At 35.7% G+C, this 22,185-nt stretch carries 17 protein-coding genes and 5 tRNA genes; all 22 read left to right on the top strand.

From position 1 onward, the window contains the following. The first annotated feature begins 5 nt into the window (after positions 1-5). Complete coding sequence (locus DXU93_RS08615) at positions 6-956, top strand: ComEA family DNA-binding protein (protein ID WP_116880873.1); 951 nt, start codon at positions 6-8, stop codon at positions 954-956. 81 nt (positions 957-1,037) lie between these two features. Continuing rightward, the gene (locus DXU93_RS08610; protein WP_116880872.1) at positions 1,038-2,177 is read left to right on the top strand and encodes an acyl-CoA dehydrogenase family protein; all 1,140 of its coding nucleotides are present in this window, start codon (positions 1,038-1,040) and stop codon (positions 2,175-2,177) included. Positions 2,178-2,253: 76 nt separating this feature from the next. Further along, the gene (gene rpsU / locus DXU93_RS08605; protein WP_116880871.1) at positions 2,254-2,445 is read left to right on the top strand and encodes a 30S ribosomal protein S21; all 192 of its coding nucleotides are present in this window, start codon (positions 2,254-2,256) and stop codon (positions 2,443-2,445) included. Positions 2,446-2,508: 63 nt separating this feature from the next. Continuing rightward, a complete protein-coding gene (locus DXU93_RS08600; RefSeq protein ID WP_116880870.1) occupies positions 2,509-3,384 on the top strand; it encodes a tyrosine-type recombinase/integrase in 876 nt (291 codons plus the stop codon). A gap of 103 nt (positions 3,385-3,487) precedes the next feature. Further along, complete coding sequence (locus DXU93_RS15035; RefSeq protein WP_165851369.1) at positions 3,488-3,634, top strand: hypothetical protein; 147 nt, start codon at positions 3,488-3,490, stop codon at positions 3,632-3,634. An 86-nt stretch (positions 3,635-3,720) separates the two neighbouring features. Next, positions 3,721-3,794: transfer RNA gene (locus tag DXU93_RS08590), tRNA-Thr, on the top strand. Between the two features lie 14 nt (positions 3,795-3,808). Beyond that, positions 3,809-3,890, top strand: a tRNA-Tyr gene (locus DXU93_RS08585). Positions 3,891-3,917: 27 nt separating this feature from the next. Then, a tRNA-Gly gene (locus DXU93_RS08580) sits at positions 3,918-3,990 on the top strand. A gap of 24 nt (positions 3,991-4,014) precedes the next feature. Beyond that, positions 4,015-4,086 (top strand) — tRNA-Thr (locus DXU93_RS08575). Positions 4,087-4,182: 96 nt separating this feature from the next. Beyond that, positions 4,183-5,370, top strand: a complete 1,188-nt coding sequence (gene tuf / locus DXU93_RS08570) for an elongation factor Tu (protein ID WP_116880868.1) — start codon at positions 4,183-4,185, stop codon at positions 5,368-5,370. Between the two features lie 57 nt (positions 5,371-5,427). Continuing rightward, positions 5,428-5,500 (top strand) — tRNA-Trp (locus DXU93_RS08565). After that, positions 5,476-5,727, top strand: coding sequence for a preprotein translocase subunit SecE (gene secE / locus DXU93_RS08560; protein ID WP_205679248.1), 252 nt, complete (start codon positions 5,476-5,478; stop codon positions 5,725-5,727). The genes DXU93_RS08565 and secE overlap by 25 nt, the downstream gene beginning before the upstream one ends. Positions 5,728-5,760: 33 nt before the next feature. Continuing rightward, entirely contained in the window at positions 5,761-6,312 is a 552-nt protein-coding gene (gene nusG / locus DXU93_RS08555) for a transcription termination/antitermination protein NusG (RefSeq protein WP_116880866.1), read from the top strand. Between the two features lie 85 nt (positions 6,313-6,397). Further along, a complete protein-coding gene (gene rplK, locus DXU93_RS08550; RefSeq protein ID WP_116880865.1) occupies positions 6,398-6,838 on the top strand; it encodes a 50S ribosomal protein L11 in 441 nt (146 codons plus the stop codon). Positions 6,839-6,850: 12 nt separating this feature from the next. After that, the gene (rplA, locus tag DXU93_RS08545; RefSeq protein WP_116880864.1) at positions 6,851-7,546 is read left to right on the top strand and encodes a 50S ribosomal protein L1; all 696 of its coding nucleotides are present in this window, start codon (positions 6,851-6,853) and stop codon (positions 7,544-7,546) included. An 11-nt stretch (positions 7,547-7,557) separates the two neighbouring features. Further along, on the top strand, positions 7,558-8,079 hold the full coding sequence (gene rplJ, locus DXU93_RS08540; RefSeq protein WP_116880863.1) for a 50S ribosomal protein L10: 522 nt from the start codon (positions 7,558-7,560) through the stop codon (positions 8,077-8,079). A gap of 43 nt (positions 8,080-8,122) precedes the next feature. Further along, a complete protein-coding gene (gene rplL, locus DXU93_RS08535) occupies positions 8,123-8,494 on the top strand; it encodes a 50S ribosomal protein L7/L12 (protein WP_116880862.1) in 372 nt (123 codons plus the stop codon). Between the two features lie 108 nt (positions 8,495-8,602). After that, a complete protein-coding gene (rpoB, locus tag DXU93_RS08530) occupies positions 8,603-12,415 on the top strand; it encodes a DNA-directed RNA polymerase subunit beta (RefSeq protein ID WP_116880861.1) in 3,813 nt (1,270 codons plus the stop codon). 32 nt (positions 12,416-12,447) lie between these two features. Then, positions 12,448-16,722, top strand: a complete 4,275-nt coding sequence (gene rpoC / locus DXU93_RS08525; RefSeq protein WP_116880860.1) for a DNA-directed RNA polymerase subunit beta' — start codon at positions 12,448-12,450, stop codon at positions 16,720-16,722. A gap of 75 nt (positions 16,723-16,797) precedes the next feature. After that, complete coding sequence (locus DXU93_RS08520; protein WP_116880859.1) at positions 16,798-17,112, top strand: DUF3467 domain-containing protein; 315 nt, start codon at positions 16,798-16,800, stop codon at positions 17,110-17,112. A 35-nt stretch (positions 17,113-17,147) separates the two neighbouring features. Beyond that, positions 17,148-18,551 carry a dihydrolipoyl dehydrogenase gene (gene lpdA, locus DXU93_RS08515; protein ID WP_116880858.1) on the top strand — a complete coding sequence of 468 codons (1,404 nt, stop codon included), beginning with the start codon at positions 17,148-17,150 and terminating at the stop codon, positions 18,549-18,551. 154 nt (positions 18,552-18,705) lie between these two features. After that, the gene (locus DXU93_RS08510; protein WP_123776092.1) at positions 18,706-22,149 is read left to right on the top strand and encodes a hypothetical protein; all 3,444 of its coding nucleotides are present in this window, start codon (positions 18,706-18,708) and stop codon (positions 22,147-22,149) included. The last annotated feature ends 36 nt before the right edge of the window (positions 22,150-22,185 follow it).

Genomic DNA, 22,185 nt, shown 5'->3' with positions numbered 1-22,185 from the left:
ATAATTTGGCAAAAAAGAGCTGGGATAGTGATTGGATTCATTTTTCGAAACGAGCCCGTAAAGGGATTGTCGTTTTACTCTTTGTTTTTGTCATAGTTTCGATTAGTCCCAGAATTTATTATAATTATTTTTATACACCTCCAACGCATGAGGTGAATTCTGGAAAATTGTTTATTGATAAGAAAGTTGCAAAAGAAATAGCGCCCGAGAAGAAGAAAAGTACACGTTACCATCGACCAAAAAGTCTTTTTAACCCAAATGATTATTCCTTGGAGCAATGGCAGTCTACAGGTTTGTCTAAAAAACAAGCTCAATCGATTCTCAATTACCTAAAAAGTGGAGCAACACTACGAATTAAATCTGACCTTAAGAAGTTGTATGTGGTAGATGATGAATTATATCAGGTATTAGAACCAATGGTTGATTTGCCAGAAAGAATTGAAAAAGTTACCACCGAGACGCAAAACTACAGAAAAGACGAGGCCCCTAAAACTAGTTATTCCCAAAAAGATACCTCTACTTGGAAGAAAAGTAATAACAAGAAAGTTAAAGAAGTTAAGCCTGTTTCGGTAAATACTGCAACAGCATGGGATTTGAAAAGTATTCCAGGTATTGGACCTTATTTTGCTAAAGAAATTATTAAAAAGCGAGATGAATATGGAGGGCTGATTTCTTTGGACCAACTTTTTGATATATATAAACTTGATAAAGAAAAGCTAGATGAAATAAGTCCTTACTTAATTATTGATAAAACAAAAATTGAACCTATTAATATAAATTTAGCTACTCAAAAGGAAATGAGTAAGCACCCTTTAATTGATTATAATGTTGCAAAGTCTATTGTTTTTCACCGCGAAAATTATGGTAAGTTCAAGCGAATAGATGAAGTGCTTTTGACTCCTTATATAGATAGAGATGATTTTGAAAGGTTAAAGGTTTATTTAACAGTTGAATAGGTGTTTTTTTAGAAGAGTTTAAAAATATACTATCTTTGCAACTCGAATTATTGAATTTTTTACGAACTTAAATTATATAGAATGAATTTTGAGCTTAATGAGAATCAGATTATGATTCAGCAAATGGTTAGAGATTTTGCTGAAAAAGAGATTAAACCAAACTTTATGGAGTGGGATGATAAAGAACACTTCCCTGTAGATGTAATGAAAAAACTTGGTGATTTAGGATTACTTGGTATTTATGTTCCAGAAGAGTATGGCGGAAGTGGATTCTCTTATGATGAATATGTAACTGCACTTATTGAGTTAGGAAAAGTATGCGGTGGATTAGGCCTTTCTGTTGCTGCTCATAACTCATTATGTACTGGACATATCTATTATCACGGTTCTGAAGCTCAAAAAAAGAAGTACCTTCCTAAATTAGCTTCTGGGGAGTTTATTGGTGCATGGGGTTTAACTGAGCCTAATACTGGTTCTGATGCCATGAGGATGAAAACAACTGCAGTTAAAGATGGTGATGATTGGATTATCAATGGTGCCAAGAACTGGATTACTCACGGTTTATCAGGAGATGTTTCTGTTGTATTGGTAAGAACAGGAGAATTGTTAGATAGTAAAGGGATTTCTGCTTTTATCGTCGAAAAAGGTACTCCTGGATTTTCTGCTGTAAAAATTAAAGATAAGTTAGGGGTGAGAGCAAGTGAGACTGCAGAGTTGATCTTCGATAACGTTCGTGTTCCTAATGAAAACCTTATTGGTGAGGTAGGAAAAGGGTTTATGCAAGCGATGCAAGTTTTAGATGGTGGTAGGATTTCTATCGCAGCTTTAAGTTGTGGAGTTGCACGTGGTGCTTATGAAGCTTCAGTTAAATACGCTAAAGAACGTGAGCAGTTCGGAAAATCAATAGCACAATTTCAAGGAATTAGCTTTAAATTAGCGGATATGGCTACAAATGTAAAAGCTGCTGAACTACTTACTTTTAATGCTGCTTCGTTGAAAAACAAAGGAGAGAAGATGACGGAAGAAGGAGCGTATGCTAAATACTTTGCAAGTGAAACTTCTGTAATGTGTGGAAATGAAGCGGTTCAAATTATGGGAGGATATGGTTATACAAAAGAGTATCCTGCTGAAAAGTTTTTGCGTGATGCAAAGCTAATGACAATCGGTGAAGGAACTTCTGAAATACAAAAAGTTGTAATTTCTAGAGAAATTTTAAAATAAATATTGTTCATAAGATTTATCTTATTATCTTTGCAGACCTATTTGTAGAATAAGATAACGAATTTAAATATATAATATGTTAGTAGTACCTGTAAAAGAAGGAGAGAACATAGAGAGAGCTCTCAAAAAATATAAGAAAAAGTTTGAAAAAACTGGACGTATGCGCGAAATCCGTAGACGTAAGGAGTTCATTAAGCCTTCTGTAAGAGAACGCCAAACAAGAATTAAGGCTGCTTACAAACAAAGATTGCAGTCTAAAGAGATATAAAATATTCTTTGAAAGAATACGTTAAGGAGTCTATAATATATAGGCTCCTTTTTTTTGTTTTATATGGTAGAAGAATTTTTAGTTTACATTAGTAAAGAGAAAAGAGTGTCAAGTCATACTTGCACTGCTTATAAAAACGATATTGAATCCTTTTTATCCTTTTCTGCTATCGAAAATAATACAGACTTAAAGGAGGTATCATATCAAAATGTTAGATCTTGGATCGTTGAATTAATTAATTTAGGTTATTCTAATCGAACTGTGAATAGGAAGTTATCCTCCTTAAGGACTTTTTTTAAGTGGGCGCTTGGTTTAGGTTTTGTTGATTTGGATCCAATGTTGAAAATCAAAGGACCAAAACTTGAAAAAAGGTTACCTGAATTTGTGAAGGAGGAGGAGATTGATGATTCTGAGTTGAAACAACTTTTTCCTGATGGTTTTTCTGGGTTTCGAGATCGATTAATGATAGAGGTATTGTATCAAACCGGTATTCGATTGTCAGAGTTAATCAATTTAAAGCGTTCCGATATTGATCAGGATAAGATTAAAGTTTTAGGAAAAAGAAATAAGGAGCGTTTTATTCCTTTAACTGTTGAGTTGTTCCAGCAAATAAGTGCTTATTTAGATCATGAGGTGTATAAAGAAGCGGGGATTGAATATGTCTTTATAACTGATAAGGGGAAAAAGCTGTATCCTAAGTTTGTTTACAGAAAAGTAAATTACTATTTATCCCTGTTGACGAACTTGTCAAAAAGAAGTCCTCATATTCTAAGGCATACATTTGCAACTCACATGTTGAATAATGGAGCAGGGTTGGAGACCTTAAAAGAGGTGTTAGGACATGCGAGTTTAAGTGCAACTCAGGTTTACACCCATAATTCTTTTGATCAAATTTCAAAAATTTACAAGCAATCACATCCACGTGGGGAGAAAAAATAGAAATTTTGATATTAAAAGGTGTTGATTTTATACTTGAAGTAGCTTTTTTGTGATTGTGATAGAACAGCTTTTATCACGATTTTCAGTTCAGATTGAAAAAAAGATGAAAAAAACTGAATTTTTTTTAGAAAATTATTTTCTTGCTTTTCTCGCTGTAAAACAAGAGGTTAAATATCGTTTTTGGAAGGTGGTGAGAAAAAAAAGAAAAAAAAATCAAACTTTTTTTCAAAAAGCCCTTGCAGTTGTTTAATAATTGCTTACATTTGCAACCCCGAACGGATTGAGAAAAACAAGTGAGGGAGTTCTTTAAAAGATTATTAATTACCAATTAAAAGTGCCGATGTAGCTCAGCTGGCTAGAGCAGCTGATTTGTAATCAGCAGGTCGGGGGTTCGAGTCCCTTCATCGGCTCATATACTTTTGTTGGGGGGATACTCAAGCGGTCAACGAGGGCAGACTGTAAATCTGCTGGCTTAGCCTTCGAAGGTTCGAATCCTTCTCCCCCCACTAGAAAGTAGCTTTTATAAAATTTAAGCGGGAGTAGCTCAGTTGGTAGAGCGTCAGCCTTCCAAGCTGAGGGTCGCGAGTTCGAGTCTCGTCTCCCGCTCAAAATAATCTTTTATTGGCTCGCGCCGGTGTAGCTCAGGGGTAGAGTGCTTCCTTGGTAAGGAAGAGGTCACGAGTTCAATTCTCGTCATTGGCTCGAAATAAATAGAGGAGTCACTCATTTTAATGGGTGAATTTTCTAGTATGTACAAGAAGGTTATTAAATAGTATATTAACAAGTAACAAATAAAAAATGGCTAAGGAAACATTTACTCGTTCCAAACCACACTTAAACATTGGAACAATCGGTCACGTCGATCACGGAAAGACAACATTAACTGCTGCTATTGCTGCGGTTTTGTCAGCTAAAGGTTTTGCTGAAGCGCGTGATTTCGATACAATCGACAACGCTCCTGAGGAGAAAGAACGTGGTATTACAATTAACACAGCTCATATTGAGTATGAAACTGAGAATCGTCACTATGCACACGTGGATTGTCCAGGTCACGCCGACTATGTAAAGAACATGGTAACTGGTGCTGCCCAAATGGATGGTGCAATTTTAGTTGTTGCAGCTACTGATGGACCAATGCCACAAACTCGTGAGCACATTCTTTTAGGACGCCAGGTTGGTATTCCTAGAATTGTTGTATTCATGAACAAAGTTGATTTGGTTGATGATGAAGAATTGTTAGAGTTAGTTGAATTAGAGATCAGAGAGCTTCTATCATTCTATGATTATGATGGTGATAACTCTCCTGTAATTCAAGGTTCTGCACTTGGAGGTCTTAATGGAGATGAGAAGTGGAGTCAAATCGTATTGGACTTGATGGATGCTGTTGATTCATGGATTGAATTACCTCCTCGTGAAGTAGATAAGCCATTCTTGATGCCAGTTGAGGATGTATTCTCAATTACAGGTCGTGGAACAGTAGCTACAGGACGTATCGAAACAGGAGTTATTAACTCTGGTGAAGAGGTTGATATCTTAGGTATGGGAGATGAAAAACTTAAATCTGTTGTAACAGGTGTTGAGATGTTCCGTAAGATATTGGATAGTGGTGAAGCTGGTGATAACGTTGGTCTTCTTTTAAGAGGTATTGACAAGTCAGTTATTCGTCGTGGAATGGTTATTTGTAAACCAGGTTCTACAACACCACACGCTAAGTTCAAAGCTGAGATTTATGTTTTGAAGAAAGATGAAGGTGGACGTCACACTCCATTCCATAACCGTTACCGTCCACAATTCTACTTCCGTACAACGGATGTAACTGGTGAGATTCACCTAGAAGAAGGTCGTGACATGGTTATGCCTGGTGATAACGTAACAATCACTGTAGACTTAATCGTTCCAATTGCAATGGACAAAGGACTTCGTTTCGCTATCCGTGAGGGTGGTAGAACTGTAGGTGCTGGTCAGGTAACTGAGATCTTAGATTAAGCATTGAATATATTAGAAAGAGGGGAGGATGTATTTTCAGACTCCCCTTTTTCAACTACGGGTGTAGCTCAGTTGGTAGAGTACTGGTCTCCAAAACCATTGGTCGTGGGTTCGAATCCTACCGCCCGTGCAAAAAGAAAGAAATTGGCAAATATTGTAGAATATCTTCAGGACACATACCATGAGCTGGTTCACAAAGTGAGCTGGCCGACATGGACAGAATTACAGAACAATACTATTATTGTAGTTATAGGTTCTGTTATATTTTCCTTACTTATATTTGTAATGGATTTTATCTTCGGAATAAATCCATCGACATATTTCTGGAAAGGAATTCTTGGATTGATTTATCCATAATTAAGAATACTGATAAATTTTAACAGGATTACTGTGGAAGAAGTTAAAAAAAGATGGTACGTAGTTCGAGCTATTAGCGGTAAAGAAACTATGGTTAAGGAATATCTAGAGATGGAAATTAGTCGTCAAAAATTAGACGACTATTTTGGTCAAATACTTATTCCAACTGAAAAAGTTTTTCAAATTAGAAATGGTAAGAAAATTTCTAAAGAGAAAACATTCTTGCCTGGATACGTACTAGTTGAAGTTGCTTTAGTTGGTGAGGTTCCTCACGTAATTAAAGGAGTGCCTAATGTAATTGGATTCCTTGGTGCAGAGAAGCACGGAGATCCATTACCAATGAGAAAGGCCGAAGTGAATAGAATCCTTGGTAAAGTCGATGAAATGACTGAAAACGAAGAGGAAATGAAAATCCCTTACGTTATTGGTGAGTCTGTCAAAGTAGTTGATGGACCATTTAATAATTTCAACGGTACCATAGAGGAAATCAACGAAGAGAAAAAGAAATTGAAAGTAATGGTGAAAATATTCGGTCGTAAAAACTTGGTCGAATTAAGCTATATGCAAGTAGATAAAGAAAGTTAATAAGTTTTTAACCCGTAGGAGTGATGATGATGATTAAAGCTTCCCATCGATTGAATCACGATTGTACTACACAAATTATATATAAATGGCTAAAGAAGTAGCAGGTTTGATCAAATTACAGATCAAAGGTGGTGCAGCAAATCCTTCTCCGCCCGTTGGTCCAGCACTTGGTGCTAAAGGTGTCAACATTATGGAGTTCTGTAAGCAGTTTAACTCAAGAACTCAAGATAGAGGTGGAAAAGTATTACCAGTTGTAATCACTGTTTATAGTGATAAGTCGTTCGACTTTATCATTAAAACTCCTCCAGCAGCAGTTCAATTATTAGAAGCAGCTAAGCTTAAGAAAGGATCATCAGAACCTAACCGTATTAAAGTGGCTAGTGTATCTTGGGATCAAGTAAGAGCAATTGCTGAAGATAAATTAACTGACTTAAACTGTTTTACAGTTGAATCAGGAATGAAAATGGTTGCTGGGACAGCAAGAAGTATGGGAATCACTGTAAAAGGAGAATTTCCTTCAAACTAAAAAACATTAATCATGGGACGTATTTCTAAGAAAAGAAAAGAAGCGCTTTCAAAGGTAGACTTTGATAAAGCATACTCGTTGACTGAAGCATGTGATTTAGTAAAGGAAATCACGAATACAAATTTTGATGCTTCTGTTGATATCAGTGTACGACTAGGTGTTGACCCTAGAAAAGCTAATCAAATGGTAAGAGGTACCGTTGCTTTACCACATGGAACTGGAAAGGATGTAAAAGTATTAGTACTTTGTACTCCTGATAAAGTTGATGAGGCAACTGCAGCAGGAGCTGATTATGCTGGATTAGACGAGTATATTGAGAAAATAAAAGGAGGATGGACTGATATCGATGTGATTATCACTATGCCATCTGTAATGGGGAAAGTAGGTGCCTTAGGTCGTATTTTAGGACCTAGAGGTTTAATGCCAAACCCTAAAACTGGTACTGTAACAATGGATGTAGCGAAAGCAGTTCAAGAAGTTAAAGCTGGTAAAATTGATTTCCGTGTTGATAAATTCGGTATTGTACACTCTAATATTGCAAAATCTTCTTTTGAAGGAAGCAAAATTAAAGATAATGCAACTGAATTGTTAAGCACTTTGATTAAAATGAAACCATCTGCAGCGAAAGGAACATATATCAAAAGTATATACATGAGTTCAACTATGAGCCCAGGTATCCAAATTGACGCTAAATCTGTTGTCGCTTAAAATTTTTAAATATGAATAGAGAAGAAAAAGCGCAGTACATTGATGATTTAACAGCAGAACTTAAAGATGCAGGTATTTTTTACCTTGCTGATACTTCTGAGTTGACTGTTGAAGCTATCAACGATTTAAGAGGGAAATGTTTCAAGAACGGAGTGAGTTTAAGAGTAATTAAAAACACTTTATTTGCAAAAGCAATTGAACGTATTGAAGATAGAGATCTTGGAGAGTTGAAAGATGTTTTATCAGGACCAACATCAATTATGTTCGCTGAAGTAGGTAATGCACCTGCTAAGATCATCAAAGATTTCCGCAAAAAACATGATAAACCAATCCTTAAAGCAGCTTACGTTGAAGAAACTATTTATGTAGGAGATGAAAATCTAAATACATTAGTTGAAATCAAAAGCAAGGATGAACTTATCGGAGATATTGTTACATTGTTACAAAGCCCAGCTAAAAATGTTGTGTCTGGACTTAAAGGACAAGGTGGCAAGATTGCTGGAATCCTTAAAACGCTCGAAGAAAGAGCATAGATTAATTATAAATTATTATTGAACCTTTTTTAAACAAAATAAAATGGCTGAATTAAAAGAAATAGCTGAAACATTAGTTAACCTTACAGTAAAAGACGTTAACGAATTAGCAAACATCCTTAAGGATGAGTACGGAATTGAACCAGCTGCTGCTGCTGTTGCAGTTGCAGGTGGAGGAGCTGCTGGTGATGCTGCTGAAGAAAAAACTGAGTTTGACGTAATCCTTAAATCTGCCGGAGGTAGTAAATTGGCTGTCGTAAAATTAGTTAAAGAATTAACTGGTCTTGGATTGAAAGAAGCAAAAGCATTAGTTGACGGTGCTCCAGCTCCAATTAAAGAAGGAGTTGCTAAAGACGAAGCTGATAGCTTAAAATCTTCTCTAGAAGAAGCAGGAGCTGAAGTTGAAGTTAAGTAGTAACTATACTTATTTTACAGTACAGGCATCCTCGATTTTCGGGATGCCTTGTGCTGTTTTTATGCATTATATGCATCTGGTTCTTTTTTCTAACAAAATTTCGTAGTCTTGGCAACATCAAATAATATCGCTACAAGAATTAATTTCGCTTCTAGCAAAAGTGTTTTTGAATATCCTGACTTTTTGGATGTTCAACTAAAATCGTTCCGTGAGTTTTTTCAATTGGAAACTACTCCTGAGAACCGTGAAAAGGAAGGTCTTTTCAAAGTTTTTTCCGAAAACTTTCCAATAACTGATACAAGAAATCAATTTGTCCTTGAATTTTTGGACTATTTCATTGATCCGCCTCGCTATTCTATAGAAGAGTGTATAGAACGTGGATTGACATATAGTGTTCCTTTAAAGGCAAAATTAAAACTGTATTGTACAGATCCAGAACATGAAGATTTTGAAACGATAGTTCAAGATGTTTATTTAGGTACAATTCCTTACATGACTCCAAAGGGGTCTTTTGTTGTGAATGGTGCTGAACGTGTTATAGTATCTCAATTGCACCGTTCTCCTGGTGTTTTCTTTGGACAATCTAGACACGCAAATGGTACAAAATTATACTCTGCAAGAATTATCCCTTTTAAAGGTTCTTGGATAGAGTTCGCTACAGACATTAATAATGTCATGTATGCATATATCGATCGTAAGAAAAAGCTTCCTGTGACAACTTTGTTCAGAGCTATTGGTTACGAAAGCGATAAAGACATTTTAGAGATTTTTGACTTAGCAGATGAGATTAAAGCCAATAAAACAAACCTTAAAAAGGTAATTGGTCGTAAACTAGCTGCAAGAGTATTAAAATCTTGGATCGAAGATTTCGTTGATGAAGATACAGGAGAAGTTGTATCTATCGAACGTAACGAAGTAATCTTAGATCGTGATACAGTTCTTGATAAAGATAATATAGAAGAAATCATTGAAGCAGGTACTAAAACCATCATTCTACATAAAGAAGATGTAAACTCTGCTGATTTTACTATTATATATAATACATTACAAAAAGATACTGCTAACTCTGAGAAGGAAGCAGTTGAAGTAATCTATAGACAATTACGTAACGCTGAGCCGCCAGATATTGAAACGGCACGTAGCGTATTTGATAAATTGTTCTTCTCTGATACACGTTATGATTTAGGTGAAGTTGGTCGTTTTAGAATCAACAAAAAACTTAAAATATCAGATGACGAAGAATCAAGAGTACTTACTAAAAGTGATATCATTAAGATCATTAAGTATCTTATTGAATTGATTAACTCTAAAGCTGAAGTAGATGATATTGATCACCTTTCTAATCGTCGTGTTAGAACTGTAGGTGAGCAATTATTCTCTCAATTTGGTGTTGGTCTAGCGCGTATGGCACGTACAATTCGTGAAAGAATGAATGTTCGTGACAATGAAGTCTTTACTCCAATTGACTTGATTAACGCAAAAACACTTTCTTCTGTAATTAATTCATTCTTTGGTACCAACCAGTTATCTCAATTCATGGATCAAACAAATCCATTATCAGAGGTAACACATAAGCGTCGTTTCTCGGCACTTGGACCTGGTGGTTTATCTAGAGAGCGTGCAGGATTTGAGGTACGTGATGTTCACTATACACACTACGGACGTCTTTGTACAATTGAAACTCCTGAGGGACCAAATATTGGTTTGATTTCATCTCTTTGTGTATTTGCGAAAGTAAATAAACTTGGATTTATCGAAACACCTTATAGAAAGGTAGTAAATGGTAAGGTTCAATTAGATGAAGAACCAGTATACCTATCAGCAGAAGAGGAAGACGCTAAAATGATAGCTCAAGCAAATGCACCATTGAACGATAATGGTGAGTTTACCAACGAAGTTGTTAAAGCGCGTGAAGAAGGTGATTTCCCAGTTGTTGAGCCAAAAGACATTGACTTAATGGATGTTGGTGCGAACCAGATTGCTTCGATTGCAGCATCTTCTATTCCATTCTTGGAACATGATGATGCCAACCGTGCTTTGATGGGATCAAACATGCAGCGTCAGGCATTACCATTATTAAAACCAGAATCTCCAATCGTAGGTACAGGAATCGAAAGATTAGTAGCTCGTGATTCTCGTGTATTAATTAATGCCGAAGGAAATGGTATCGTTGAATATGTAGATGCCCGCGAAATTGTGATTAAGTATGACCTTTCTAAAGAAGAAGAAATTGTTTCTTTTGATGGAAATACAAAAACATATAGTTTAACTAAATTCAAGAAAACAAACCAAGGTTCAACAATGAACTTGAAACCAATCGTTAAGAAAGGTGACATTGTAGAAGAAGGTCAGGTTTTATGTGAAGGTTATGCAACACAACAAGGAGAATTAGCCTTGGGTCAAAATATGAAAGTAGCATTCATGCCTTGGAAAGGGTATAACTTTGAGGATGCGATTGTAATCTCTGAACGTGTAGTACGTGAGGATGTATTTACATCTGTTCATATTGATGAATACTCTCTTGAAGTTCGTGACACTAAACGTGGAATGGAGGAATTAACTGCTGATATTCCTAACGTTAGTGAAGAAGCAACAAGAGATCTTGATGAGCATGGTTTAATTAGAATCGGTGCTGAAGTGAAAGAAGGTGACATCTTAATTGGTAAGATTACTCCGAAAGGAGAAACAGATCCTTCTCCAGAAGAGAAATTATTACGTGCCATCTTTGGTGACAAAGCTGGTGATGTAAAAGATGCTTCATTAAAAGCTGGACCTTCATTGAAAGGTGTGGTAATTAACAAGAAGTTATTCTCTAGAGCAGTAAAAGATAGAAAAACAAAAGCTCAGGATAAACCAATTCTTGAAAATCTAGATGCTGATTACGAGAAAGATTTAGGTGAATTGAAGAATGTTCTTGTTCAAAAATTACTTGTTATTCTAGAAGGTAAAAAATCTTCAGGTGTAACAAATAACTTTAGAGAAGAAATCATTAAGAAAGGTTCTAAATTCTCAGAAAAAGCGCTAAGTATTATAGACTATTCTATTGTTAACCCTAGTAAGTGGACGGAAGATGCTGAAACGAATTCTATGATTCAGCAAGTAATCCATAACTTCACTATTAAGGCGAATGATTTATTGGGTAACTATAAACGTAAGAAATTCCATATCTCAGTTGGAGATGAATTGCCTTCAGGTATCGTTAAATTAGCAAAAGTTTACTTGGCTAAGAAACGTAAGTTGAAAGTTGGTGATAAGATGGCTGGTCGTCACGGTAACAAAGGTATTGTTGCAAACATTGTACGACAAGAAGATATGCCATTCTTAGATGACGGAACTCCAGTAGATATCGTATTGAATCCATTGGGTGTACCATCTCGTATGAACCTTGGTCAGATTTATGAAACTGTTCTTGGTTGGGCAGGACAAAAACTGAACGTTAAATTTGCCACTCCAATTTTTGATGGTGCATTGCCTTCAGAAGTTGCAGAATACTGTGATAAAGCTGGAATTCCACGTGCTGGTAAATCTTACCTTTACGATGGAGGAACAGGAGAGCGTTTCCACCAACCAGCAACAGTTGGGGTTATCTACATGTTGAAATTATCTCACATGGTTGATGACAAAATGCACTCTCGTTCAATCGGACCATACTCATTGATCACGCAACAACCACTTGGTGGTAAGGCATTATTCGGAGGTCAGCGTTTTGGTGAGATGGAGGTATGGGCATTAGAGGCATTCGGTGCATCTAATATCCTACAGGAAATCTTAACAGTGAAATCTGATGATGTGAATGGTAGAGCTAAGGCATACGAGTCAATCGTAAAAGGTGATAACCTTCCTAAGCCTGGAATACCAGAATCATTCAATGTACTTCTCCACGAATTGAGAGGTCTAGGTTTGAACATCAAAATGGACTAATAGTCAAAGTTTAATAGAAAATACTCGTTAAAATGGCGTATAAAAAAGATACTCAAAATACGGTGAAAGATTTTTCTAAAATCACCATTTCATTGGCTTCTCCAGAACAAATTCTGGAGCAGTCAAGTGGAGAGGTTTTAAAGCCGGAAACAATAAACTACAGAACTTACAAACCAGAAAGAGATGGTTTGTTCTGTGAACGTATTTTTGGTCCTGTTAAGGATTATGAATGCCACTGTGGAAAATATAAACGAATTCGTTATAAAGGAATTGTTTGTGACCGATGTGGTGTTGAGGTAACAGAAAAGAAAGTACGTCGTGAGCGTATGGGGCATATCCAATTGGTTGTTCCTGTAGCACATATTTGGTACTTCAGATCTTTACCAAATAAGATTGGTTATTTACTTGGTTTACCGACTAAGAAATTAGATCAAATTATTTATTACGAAAGATATGTTGTAATTCAGTCAGGTCTAGCTAAAAACGCTGATGGTGAACCATTAGATGTTATGCAATTCATAACTGAAGAGGAATACTTGGATATTCTTGATGAACTTCCTCAAGATAACCAGTATTTGGATGATTCAGACCCTAACAAGTTTATCGCTAAGATGGGAGCTGAAGCTATCTATGACTTATTGAAAGGATTAGATCTTCACCAATTGTCTTACGATTTAAGACACAAAGCAAATCATGAAACGTCAATGCAACGTAAAAACGAAGCATTGAAACGTTTACAAGTTGTTGAAGCGATGCGTGATTCACAAGATCGCATTGAGAACCGCCCAGAATGGATGGTGATCAAAGTTGTTCCTGTAACACCACCAGAATTAAGACCATTAGTTCCTCTAGATGGTGGACGTTTTGCAACTTCTGACTTGAATGATTTATACAGAAGAGTAATTATCAGAAATAATCGTTTAAAACGATTGATCGAGATTAAAGCTCCTGAAGTAATTTTACGTAATGAAAAACGTATGCTTCAAGAATCTGTTGATTCATTATTTGATAACTCTAGAAAATCTAGTGCTGTTAAAACAGAATCTAACAGACCTTTAAAATCACTTTCTGATTCATTAAAAGGTAAACAAGGTCGTTTCCGTCAAAACTTACTTGGTAAACGTGTTGATTATTCTGCACGTTCTGTAATTGTTGTTGGTCCTTCTTTGAAACTACACGAATGTGGTTTACCTAAAGATATGGCTGCTGAGCTTTACAAACCTTTTATCATTAGAAAATTAATTGAAAGAGGAATTGTTAAGACAGTAAAATCAGCGAAGAAAATCGTTGATAAAAAAGAAGCAATTGTTTGGGATATTCTTGAAAACGTAATTAAGTCGCACCCTGTGTTACTTAACCGTGCACCAACTCTTCACAGATTGGGTATTCAAGCTTTCCAACCTAAATTGATTGAAGGTAAAGCAATTCGTCTTCACCCATTAGTTTGTACTGCATTTAACGCCGATTTTGATGGTGACCAGATGGCGGTTCACTTACCGTTAGGTAATGCTGCAATTTTGGAAGCACAATTATTGATGCTTTCTTCTCACAACATTCTTAACCCTGCAAATGGAGCACCTATTGCTGTACCATCTCAGGATATGGTTCTTGGTCTATATTACATGACTAAAGGAAGAAGAACAGATGAAGAGAAAGTAATGTTAGGTGAAGATATGACTTTCTACTCTCCAGAAGAAGTTCGTATTGCCTTGAATGAACGTCGTCTAGATTTACACGCACACATCAAAGTTAAAACTGAGGTTTTAAATGAAAATGATGAGCCTGTTTTAGATATTATCGAAACAACAGCTGGTCGTGTATTATTTAACGAAATGGTACCAAGAGAAGTTGGATACATCAATGATGTCTTAACCAAAAAAGCGTTAAGAGATATTATTGGTTATGTACTGAAAAAATCAGGAACTTCTAGAACTGTTCAGTTCTTGGATGATATTAAAAGTGTTGGTTATGACATGGCCTTTAAAGGTGGATTGTCATTCAACTTAGATGATATTATTATTCCAAAAGAGAAACAAATATTAGTGGATAAAGCTGATGCTAGTGTTGCCGAAGTAATGGACAACTATAACATGGGACTTATCACGAATAATGAAAGATACAATCAAATTATTGATATCTGGACACGTACAAACTCTCGATTAACAAATACGTTGATGGAGCAGTTGAAAACTGACAAGCAAGGATTCAACTCTATTTATATGATGTTTGATTCTGGAGCACGTGGATCTAAAGAACAGATTCGTCAGCTTTCAGGAATGCGTGGACTTATGGCGAAACCACAAAAATCTGGTGCTTCAAGTCAAGAAATTATTGAAAATCCAATTCTTTCTAACTTTAAAGAAGGACTATCAATTTTAGAGTACTTTATTTCTACGCACGGTGCACGTAAAGGTTTGGCCGATACCGCACTTAAAACAGCCGATGCGGGTTACTTAACTCGTCGTTTGGTGGATGTTGCTCAAGATGTAGTTGTAAATGAATTCGATTGTGGTACGTTAAGAGGTATTGTTGCCGTTCCTTTAAAGAAAAATGATGAGATCGTTGAACCATTATTTGATAGAATCGTTGGACGTAGTGCTGTTCATGATGTATTTGATAATGATGATAACTTGATCGTTGAAGGCGGTGAACTTATAACTGAAGATATTGCTGAAGCAATTGACAAAGCAGGAATCGATGAAGTTGAAATTCGTTCAGTTCTTACTTGTGAATTAAGAAGAGGAGTTTGTGCTAAATGTTATGGACGTAACTTGGCAACAAATAGAGAAGCTCAAATAGGTGATTCAATTGGTGTTGTTGCAGCACAATCAATTGGTGAGCCAGGTACACAGCTTACACTTCGTACATTCCACGTTGGGGGTACAGCATCTAATATCGCTGATGAGAATGACTTGAAAGCGAAATCTTCAGGTCGTTTAGAAATTGACGAATTAAGAACAATTACTAAAGTAGAAAAAGACGGAACAAAGAAAGAAATTGTTGTAGGTCGTTCTGCTGAAATGAAAATCATCGATAAGAAAACTGGTCTTGCTGCCATGACATCTAATGTACCTTACGGTGCAGAGATGGTTGCAGAAAACGGAACTGAACTTGAAAAAGGTGACGTGATTTGTAAGTGGGACCCTTATAACGCAGTAATTATTTCTGAATATAGCGGTACGATTGAATTTGATAACGTTATTGAAGGTATTACTTACCGTGAAGAGGTCGATGAGCAAACTGGATTTACTGAAAAAGTAATTACTGAAACAAGAGATAAGAAGAAAAACCCTACGATCTTGATTAAAGATAAAAAAGGTGAAATTCTTAAATCATACCCAATTCCTGTAAATGCACACGTTTCTGTAAAAGAAGGTGAAGAAATGCAACAGGGATACAGTTTAGTTAAGATTCCACGTGTTGGAGGTAAAGGGGGAGATATTACAGGGGGTCTACCTCGTATTACTGAGCTTTTCGAAGCACGTAATCCTTCAAATCCAGCAGTAGTTTCTGAAATTGATGGTATCGCAAGTTACGGAAAAATCAAACGTGGTAACCGTGAGGTAATCATCGAAGCTAAAACTGGTGAAAAGAAGAAATATTTAGTTCCTCTATCTAAGCACATTCTTGTTCAAGAGAATGACTTTGTAAGAGCTGGTCAATCACTTTCTGATGGTGCAATTACTCCAAAAGATATTCTAAATATCGAAGGACCAACTGCAGTTCAAGAGTACTTAGTAAATGAAGTACAAGAAGTATATCGTTTACAAGGGGTGAAAATTAATGACAAGCACTTTGAGGTAATTGTTCGTCAGATGATGCTTAAAGTTGAGATTACTGATGCTGGAGATACTAAGTTCTTAGAAAATCAAGCGATTCATAAAGCTGATTTCATGGAAGAAAATGACCGTATCTTTGGACAAATGGTTGTTACAGACGCTGGAGATTCTCAAGAATTGAAAGCTGGTCAAATCGTTTCTTCAAGAAGATTACGTGACGAAAATACACAGTTGAAACGTGAAGATGCCAAATTGGTAGAAGCACGTGAGGCTGTAGCAGCAACATCTAAACCGATGTTACAAGGTATTACGCGTTCTTCTCTTCAAACGCAATCATTCATCTCAGCAGCGTCTTTCCAGGAGACGACGAAAGTATTGAATGAGGCAGCAATCTCTGGTAAAATCGATCACTTACTTGGATTGAAAGAAAATGTAATTGTTGGACACAAAATTCCAGCAGGTACAGGTGTAAGAGAATTTCAATCTTTGAAAGTTGACTCGACAGCTAATTACAGTGATGCTAACTAAAAGAAATTAGTTTTATATTAAATAATTATAGGCTATCAATTTATTTTGATAGCCTTTTTTATTACCTTTATTATTATGGAAAATAACAACGGAAAAGAAAACAAATTAAATATTGAATTACCGGAAGAAGTAGCGGAAGGAGTTTATTCAAACCTTGCATTATTAACTCATTCATCATCAGAATTCGTTTGTGATTTTGTGCAAATGATGCCAGGAATGCCAAAGGCTAAAGTAAGATCTCGTGTGATAATGACACCTGAAAACGCCAAACGATTATTAAATGCTTTACAAGACAATATTCGTAAATATGAAGAGAGTTTAGGAAATATCAATTCAGGAAACTCTGATTTGCCTCCTATCAACTTTGGAACTCCACCTACTGAAGCATAATTGAACATATATAAATATTAAAATATAAATTTATCATGAGTAAATACGATGTAACAATCATTGGTTCTGGACCTGGAGGATATGTAGCCGCTATTAGATGTGCACAACTTGGACTCAAAACAGCAATCATTGAAAAATACAATACTTTAGGCGGAACATGTTTGAATGTTGGATGTATTCCTTCAAAAGCTTTACTTGATTCTAGTGAGCATTTCCACAATGCAAAAGATAACTTTGAAGAGCATGGGATTTTATTGAAAGATTTAAAACCTGATTTTTCAAAAATGATCGAACGTAAAAATAAAGTGGTAGATCAAACATGTAAAGGAATTGAATTCTTAATGGATAAAAACAAAATTGACGTGCACCAAGGTGTGGGATCATTTGTGGATAAAAATACCATTAAGATTGTAGATGGTGAAGGTAAAGAAACTGAAATAAAATCAGACAAAACAATTATCGCTACAGGTTCTAAACCAAATTACTTTAAAGGTATGGAGCCAGATAAAAAGCGTATCATAACTTCAACTGAAGCTTTATCGCTAAAAGAGATTCCAAAATCTATGATTGTAATTGGAGGTGGTGTAATTGGTCTTGAGTTAGGTTCTGTTTACGCGCGTTTGGGAACTAAGGTTGAGGTTGTAGAATTCGCTGATTCAATAATCCCTACAATGGATCAAACAATGGGGAAGGAGCTTACACGAGTTCTTAAGAAATTGAAGATGAAATTCAACATGAAACATAAGGTTCAAAATGTTGAAAATAAAGGCGAAGGTGTTGTTGTAACTGCACTTGATAAAAAGGACAAAGAGGTAACTTTTGAAGCAGATTACTGTTTAGTTGCTGTAGGTAGAAAGCCGTATACTGAAGGATTAGGTCTTGAAAATGTTGGCATCAAAACCAACGATCGTGGACAAATTGAGGTAGATGATAACTTAAAAACTTCTGCAGATAATATTTTCGCAATTGGAGATGTTATTCGTGGAGCGATGTTAGCCCATAAAGCAGAGGAAGAAGGCACTTTCGTTGCAGAGAAAATTGCAGGTCAAATTCCACATATCAACTACAATTTAATTCCAGGTGTTGTTTATACTTGGCCAGAGGTTGCTTCTGTTGGGAAAACTGAACAAGAAGTTAAAGAGGCTGGTATTGAATATTCAACGGGTTCTTTCCCAATGAAAGCACTAGGAAGATCTAGAGCATCTGGAGATATTCAAGGTTTAGTTAAAATCATCACCAACAAAGAAACAGACGAGATTCTAGGTTTCCATATGATTGGAGCACGTGCTGCAGATTTAATTATGGAAGGTGTTGTTGCTATGGAGTACCGTGCATCAGCAGAAGATCTTGTACGCATGTCTCATCCACATCCAACCTATTCCGAAGCGATTCGTGAAGCGGCGATGGACGCAACTGGAGATAGAGCAATACACGTTTAAAAAAGTTTATAATTAATATAGAAATGCCTTGAGATTTTTCTTGAGGCATTTTTTATTGATTTACTTTTCTCTGCAAGTTTGTTTGAATAAAACTGCTTCAGATTATTTTTATCTTTAAGCACCAAATCCACTCGGGAATCGTTATGCTATTGGAATGAATCTGTTCTTAAGAATATCAATATTAATTTTTGTGGTCGTAATGATGGGATATACTCCATTATTCAGTCAAACATCTAACTTAAGATGGAAAAAAGTACTTCCTCAAAATGACACTTTAATTATTGATACTTTAACCATTTTTGAACCTTCTTTTCAAGTTTACTGTGGTGATCAATTGATCAATGATTCCTCCTACTTTTTTGATGGTAATACCAAACAATTTTTCATTCAATCTAAATGTGAAGATACGCTTCAATTGAAGTATCGCGTTTTTGATATTGACTTTCAAAGACCTGTACAAAGAATTGATACTTCAATGATATATCAAGAAAAAGGAAAGCTAGAGGATTATTTTTATCGAGAAGAGCAACAACAAGCAAATTTCTTTTCTGATGAAGGGATTAAGAAATCGGGAAGTATTTCACGTGGAATAAGCTTTGGAAATTCACAAGATTTATCGGTTAATTCTTCTCTTAACCTTCAATTGTCAGGTGAAATCTCCCAAAATATGAATATCCTGGCAACCGTGACAGATGATAATTTGCCAATTCAACCTGATGGGAATACAAACCAAATACAAGAATTTGATCAAGTTTTTATTCAATTATATGGGAAAGAATATAAAATTATTGCAGGAGATTTTTGGTTGAAAAAACCTACCGGATATTTTGCGAATTATAATAAAAGAGCACAAGGATTATTTGGTCAATATTCTTGGGGAGAGAAAGACGCGAAATGGACAGTTCAAGGCGCGGGGGCATTATCTAAAGGAAAGTTTTCGAGAAATGTGATTCAAGGAATGGAAGGGAGTCAAGGCCCCTATCGATTAATTGGTAGTGAGAACGAACCCTTTATCATGGTCTTGTCAGGGACTGAAAAAGTTTACCTTGATGGTGAGTTGTTAGAGCGTGGACAAGATTTTGATTATACTATTAATTACAATAGTGCCGAATTGATTTTTACACCCAGAAATCAAATTACAAAGGATTCAAGAATTATCGTTGAATTTCAATACACAGACCAAAATTATGCTCGTTCTCTTTTTCAGGCAGGGGCAACTTATGAATCTAAAAAGTTTGATTTTTGGATGAATATGTACAGTGAACAAGATGCAAAGAATCAATCACTTCAACAAAGTTTAAGTAACCAAGATAAATTACTCTTAAGCGAAATTGGTGATAGCTTAGATTTGGCGAGAAACCAATCCATTGATAGTATTGGATTTGTCGACAATCAGGTGACTTATAAACTTGTAGATACTTTAGGAATGGATTCTGTATTGGTTTATTCTGTTAGCCCAGACTCTGCTTTTTACTCCGCTACTTTCACTAATGTAGGTGCGGGAAACGGTAACTATATTTTTGATCGATTCACAGCTGTCGGTCGTGTTTATAAGTGGATTGCACCAATTGGTGGTGTTCCTCAAGGTGATTATGAACCTTCACGATTGATTGTAACTCCTAAAAAAAACTCCATGATTTCTGCCGGAATTAATTATCGTTTCAATAAAAAATGGAGGCTAATGACAGAGTTGAGTACAACCAATAATGATAAAAATTCCTTTTCACGCATAGATAATAATGATAACCGTGCCTTTGCCAATAAAACCAGTATAGAGGGTCAGTTTCATTTGCGAGGTGATACAAGTTCAAATTGGTTGATAACAACAAGTTTAGATCTTGAATACCGAACCCAATATTTTAAAGAGATAGAACGGTATCGGGGAGTTGAATTTGATCGTGATTGGAACATCCAAAATCAAGGTTTCGAAGGTCAAGAAGTTTTGGCTTATTTATCAGGCGGGATTGAAAATAAGAAGTATGGTGGTGTAGAATTAACAGCTCAAAACTTTACATTAGGAGATGATTATCAAGGAAATCGAGGTCAATTAAAAGGAAAATGGTCAAAAAATGGATTCGATGCCCAAATTAATGGTAGTTATTTGAACGCTATTTCAACAGAAGATAATACTTATATAAGACATAAATCTAATATAAGCCAAGCTTTAGGTCCCATTAAAATTGGTTTTGAAGACGATCATGAATTGAATAAATTTAGAAGTGATGACACTTTACTTCAAACGAACTCTTACCAATGGTATGATTGGAAAGTCTATATTTCAAATTCAGATTCTTTAGAAAATAAATTCAAGGTTTTTTATCAAGAAAGGTATGATTGGAAGAGTGATTCAATAAGATTAAGTAATGCCGCAAAAGGAAGAAGTGTAGGAGCAGACTATAACTGGGTTACAAATTCAACCTCTACATTAACGACGATGATGAGCTATAGAACTCTAGAAATCACGGATGAAAGCTTGATTGATCAACAGCCAGAAAACACATTTATTGGAAGAATTGATTATCGATTAAATCTATGGAAAAATGCTTTAACAACAAGTACTTTTTATGAAGTTGGTTCTGGCTTGGAATTAAAAAAAGAATTTTTGTACATTGAGGTGAATGCAGGACAAGGAGTATATACATGGAACGATTACAATGGTGATGGGGTAAAGGATTTGAATGAATTTGAAATTGCTCAATATGCAGATCAAGCACAATATATTCGAGTTTTCACCCCGAGTGATGAATATGTTAGAACCTATTCCAATGAGTTTAATCAGACTTTGTTTTGGAGACCAGAGAGAATATGGAAAAACAAAGGGAAAGTACTTAAACTACTTTCAAGATTTTCAAATCAAACAAGATTTAGAGTAAATAAAAAATTGTCGGAACAGTCGGCAAGAACATTTAACCCTCTTGATCAAAGAATTGCAGATACAAACCTCATCAGCTTTAATTCGATAATTCGAAATACGGTATTCTTTAATCGAACGAACCCTGTTTTTGCAGCCGATTACACCTATTCTGAAACGGGTTCAAAAACATTATTGGCCAATGGTTTTGATGCGCGAGATTTACGATTTAATGCGCTTTCTTTACGATGGAATATATTAAGAGAATTCACCTTGAAGTTGGAAGCTGAGAAAGGAGTGAAAGCATCTTCTGCTGATTACACAAGTGGAAGAGATTATACCATTAACTACCACAATATTGTACCTGAATTTGTCTACCAACCAAATACAACCTTTAGAATTTCCTTAAGTGGAAGGTATGAGGAGAAAGCAAATGATGTTGATCTAGGAGGAGAAACAGCGTATATTGGAGATTTAGGAATTGGCATTAAATGGAATCAAGTTGAAAAAGGAAGTCTAACAAGTGAAATAAAAATTGTTTCAATTAATTATTCAGGTGACCAAAATAGTGCATTATCCTATGAAATGTTGGAGTCGCTTAAACCTGGAAGGAATTACACCTGGAATCTTAACTATCAGCGGAATATATCAAAAAATCTTCAGATAAGTATTCAATATAATGGTCGTCAATCTGAAGAAAGTAAAACAATTCATTCAGGAGGGGTTGAAGTACGAGCTTTCTTTTAAAAAACGAAAAAATTCTTGGTTAGTTAGAAAATTAAT

The sequence above is a fragment of the Brumimicrobium aurantiacum genome (assembly GCF_003402975.1).
GTDB lineage: Bacteria > Bacteroidota > Bacteroidia > Flavobacteriales_D > Crocinitomicaceae > Brumimicrobium > Brumimicrobium aurantiacum.
This window is presented reverse-complemented; position numbering and strand designations above follow the sequence as displayed.

Bases quoted from the DNA above. Each gene is read 5' to 3' on its own strand.
- rplJ (WP_116880863.1), top strand. From the start codon at position 7,558: ATGAATAGAGAAGAAAAAGCGCAGTACATTGATGATTTAACAGCAGAA.
- DXU93_RS08520 (WP_116880859.1), top strand. From the start codon at position 16,798: ATGGAAAATAACAACGGAAAAGAAAACAAATTAAATATTGAATTACCG.
- DXU93_RS08510 (WP_123776092.1), top strand. From the start codon at position 18,706: ATGAATCTGTTCTTAAGAATATCAATATTAATTTTTGTGGTCGTAATG.
- rplA (WP_116880864.1), top strand. From the start codon at position 6,851: ATGGGACGTATTTCTAAGAAAAGAAAAGAAGCGCTTTCAAAGGTAGAC.
- tuf (WP_116880868.1), top strand. From the start codon at position 4,183: ATGGCTAAGGAAACATTTACTCGTTCCAAACCACACTTAAACATTGGA.
- rpsU (WP_116880871.1), top strand. From the start codon at position 2,254: ATGTTAGTAGTACCTGTAAAAGAAGGAGAGAACATAGAGAGAGCTCTC.
- rplK (WP_116880865.1), top strand. From the start codon at position 6,398: ATGGCTAAAGAAGTAGCAGGTTTGATCAAATTACAGATCAAAGGTGGT.
- DXU93_RS08610 (WP_116880872.1), top strand. From the start codon at position 1,038: ATGAATTTTGAGCTTAATGAGAATCAGATTATGATTCAGCAAATGGTT.
- rpoC (WP_116880860.1), top strand. From the start codon at position 12,448: ATGGCGTATAAAAAAGATACTCAAAATACGGTGAAAGATTTTTCTAAA.
- lpdA (WP_116880858.1), top strand. From the start codon at position 17,148: ATGAGTAAATACGATGTAACAATCATTGGTTCTGGACCTGGAGGATAT.
- DXU93_RS15035 (WP_165851369.1), top strand. From the start codon at position 3,488: ATGAAAAAAACTGAATTTTTTTTAGAAAATTATTTTCTTGCTTTTCTC.
- DXU93_RS08600 (WP_116880870.1), top strand. From the start codon at position 2,509: ATGGTAGAAGAATTTTTAGTTTACATTAGTAAAGAGAAAAGAGTGTCA.
- rplL (WP_116880862.1), top strand. From the start codon at position 8,123: ATGGCTGAATTAAAAGAAATAGCTGAAACATTAGTTAACCTTACAGTA.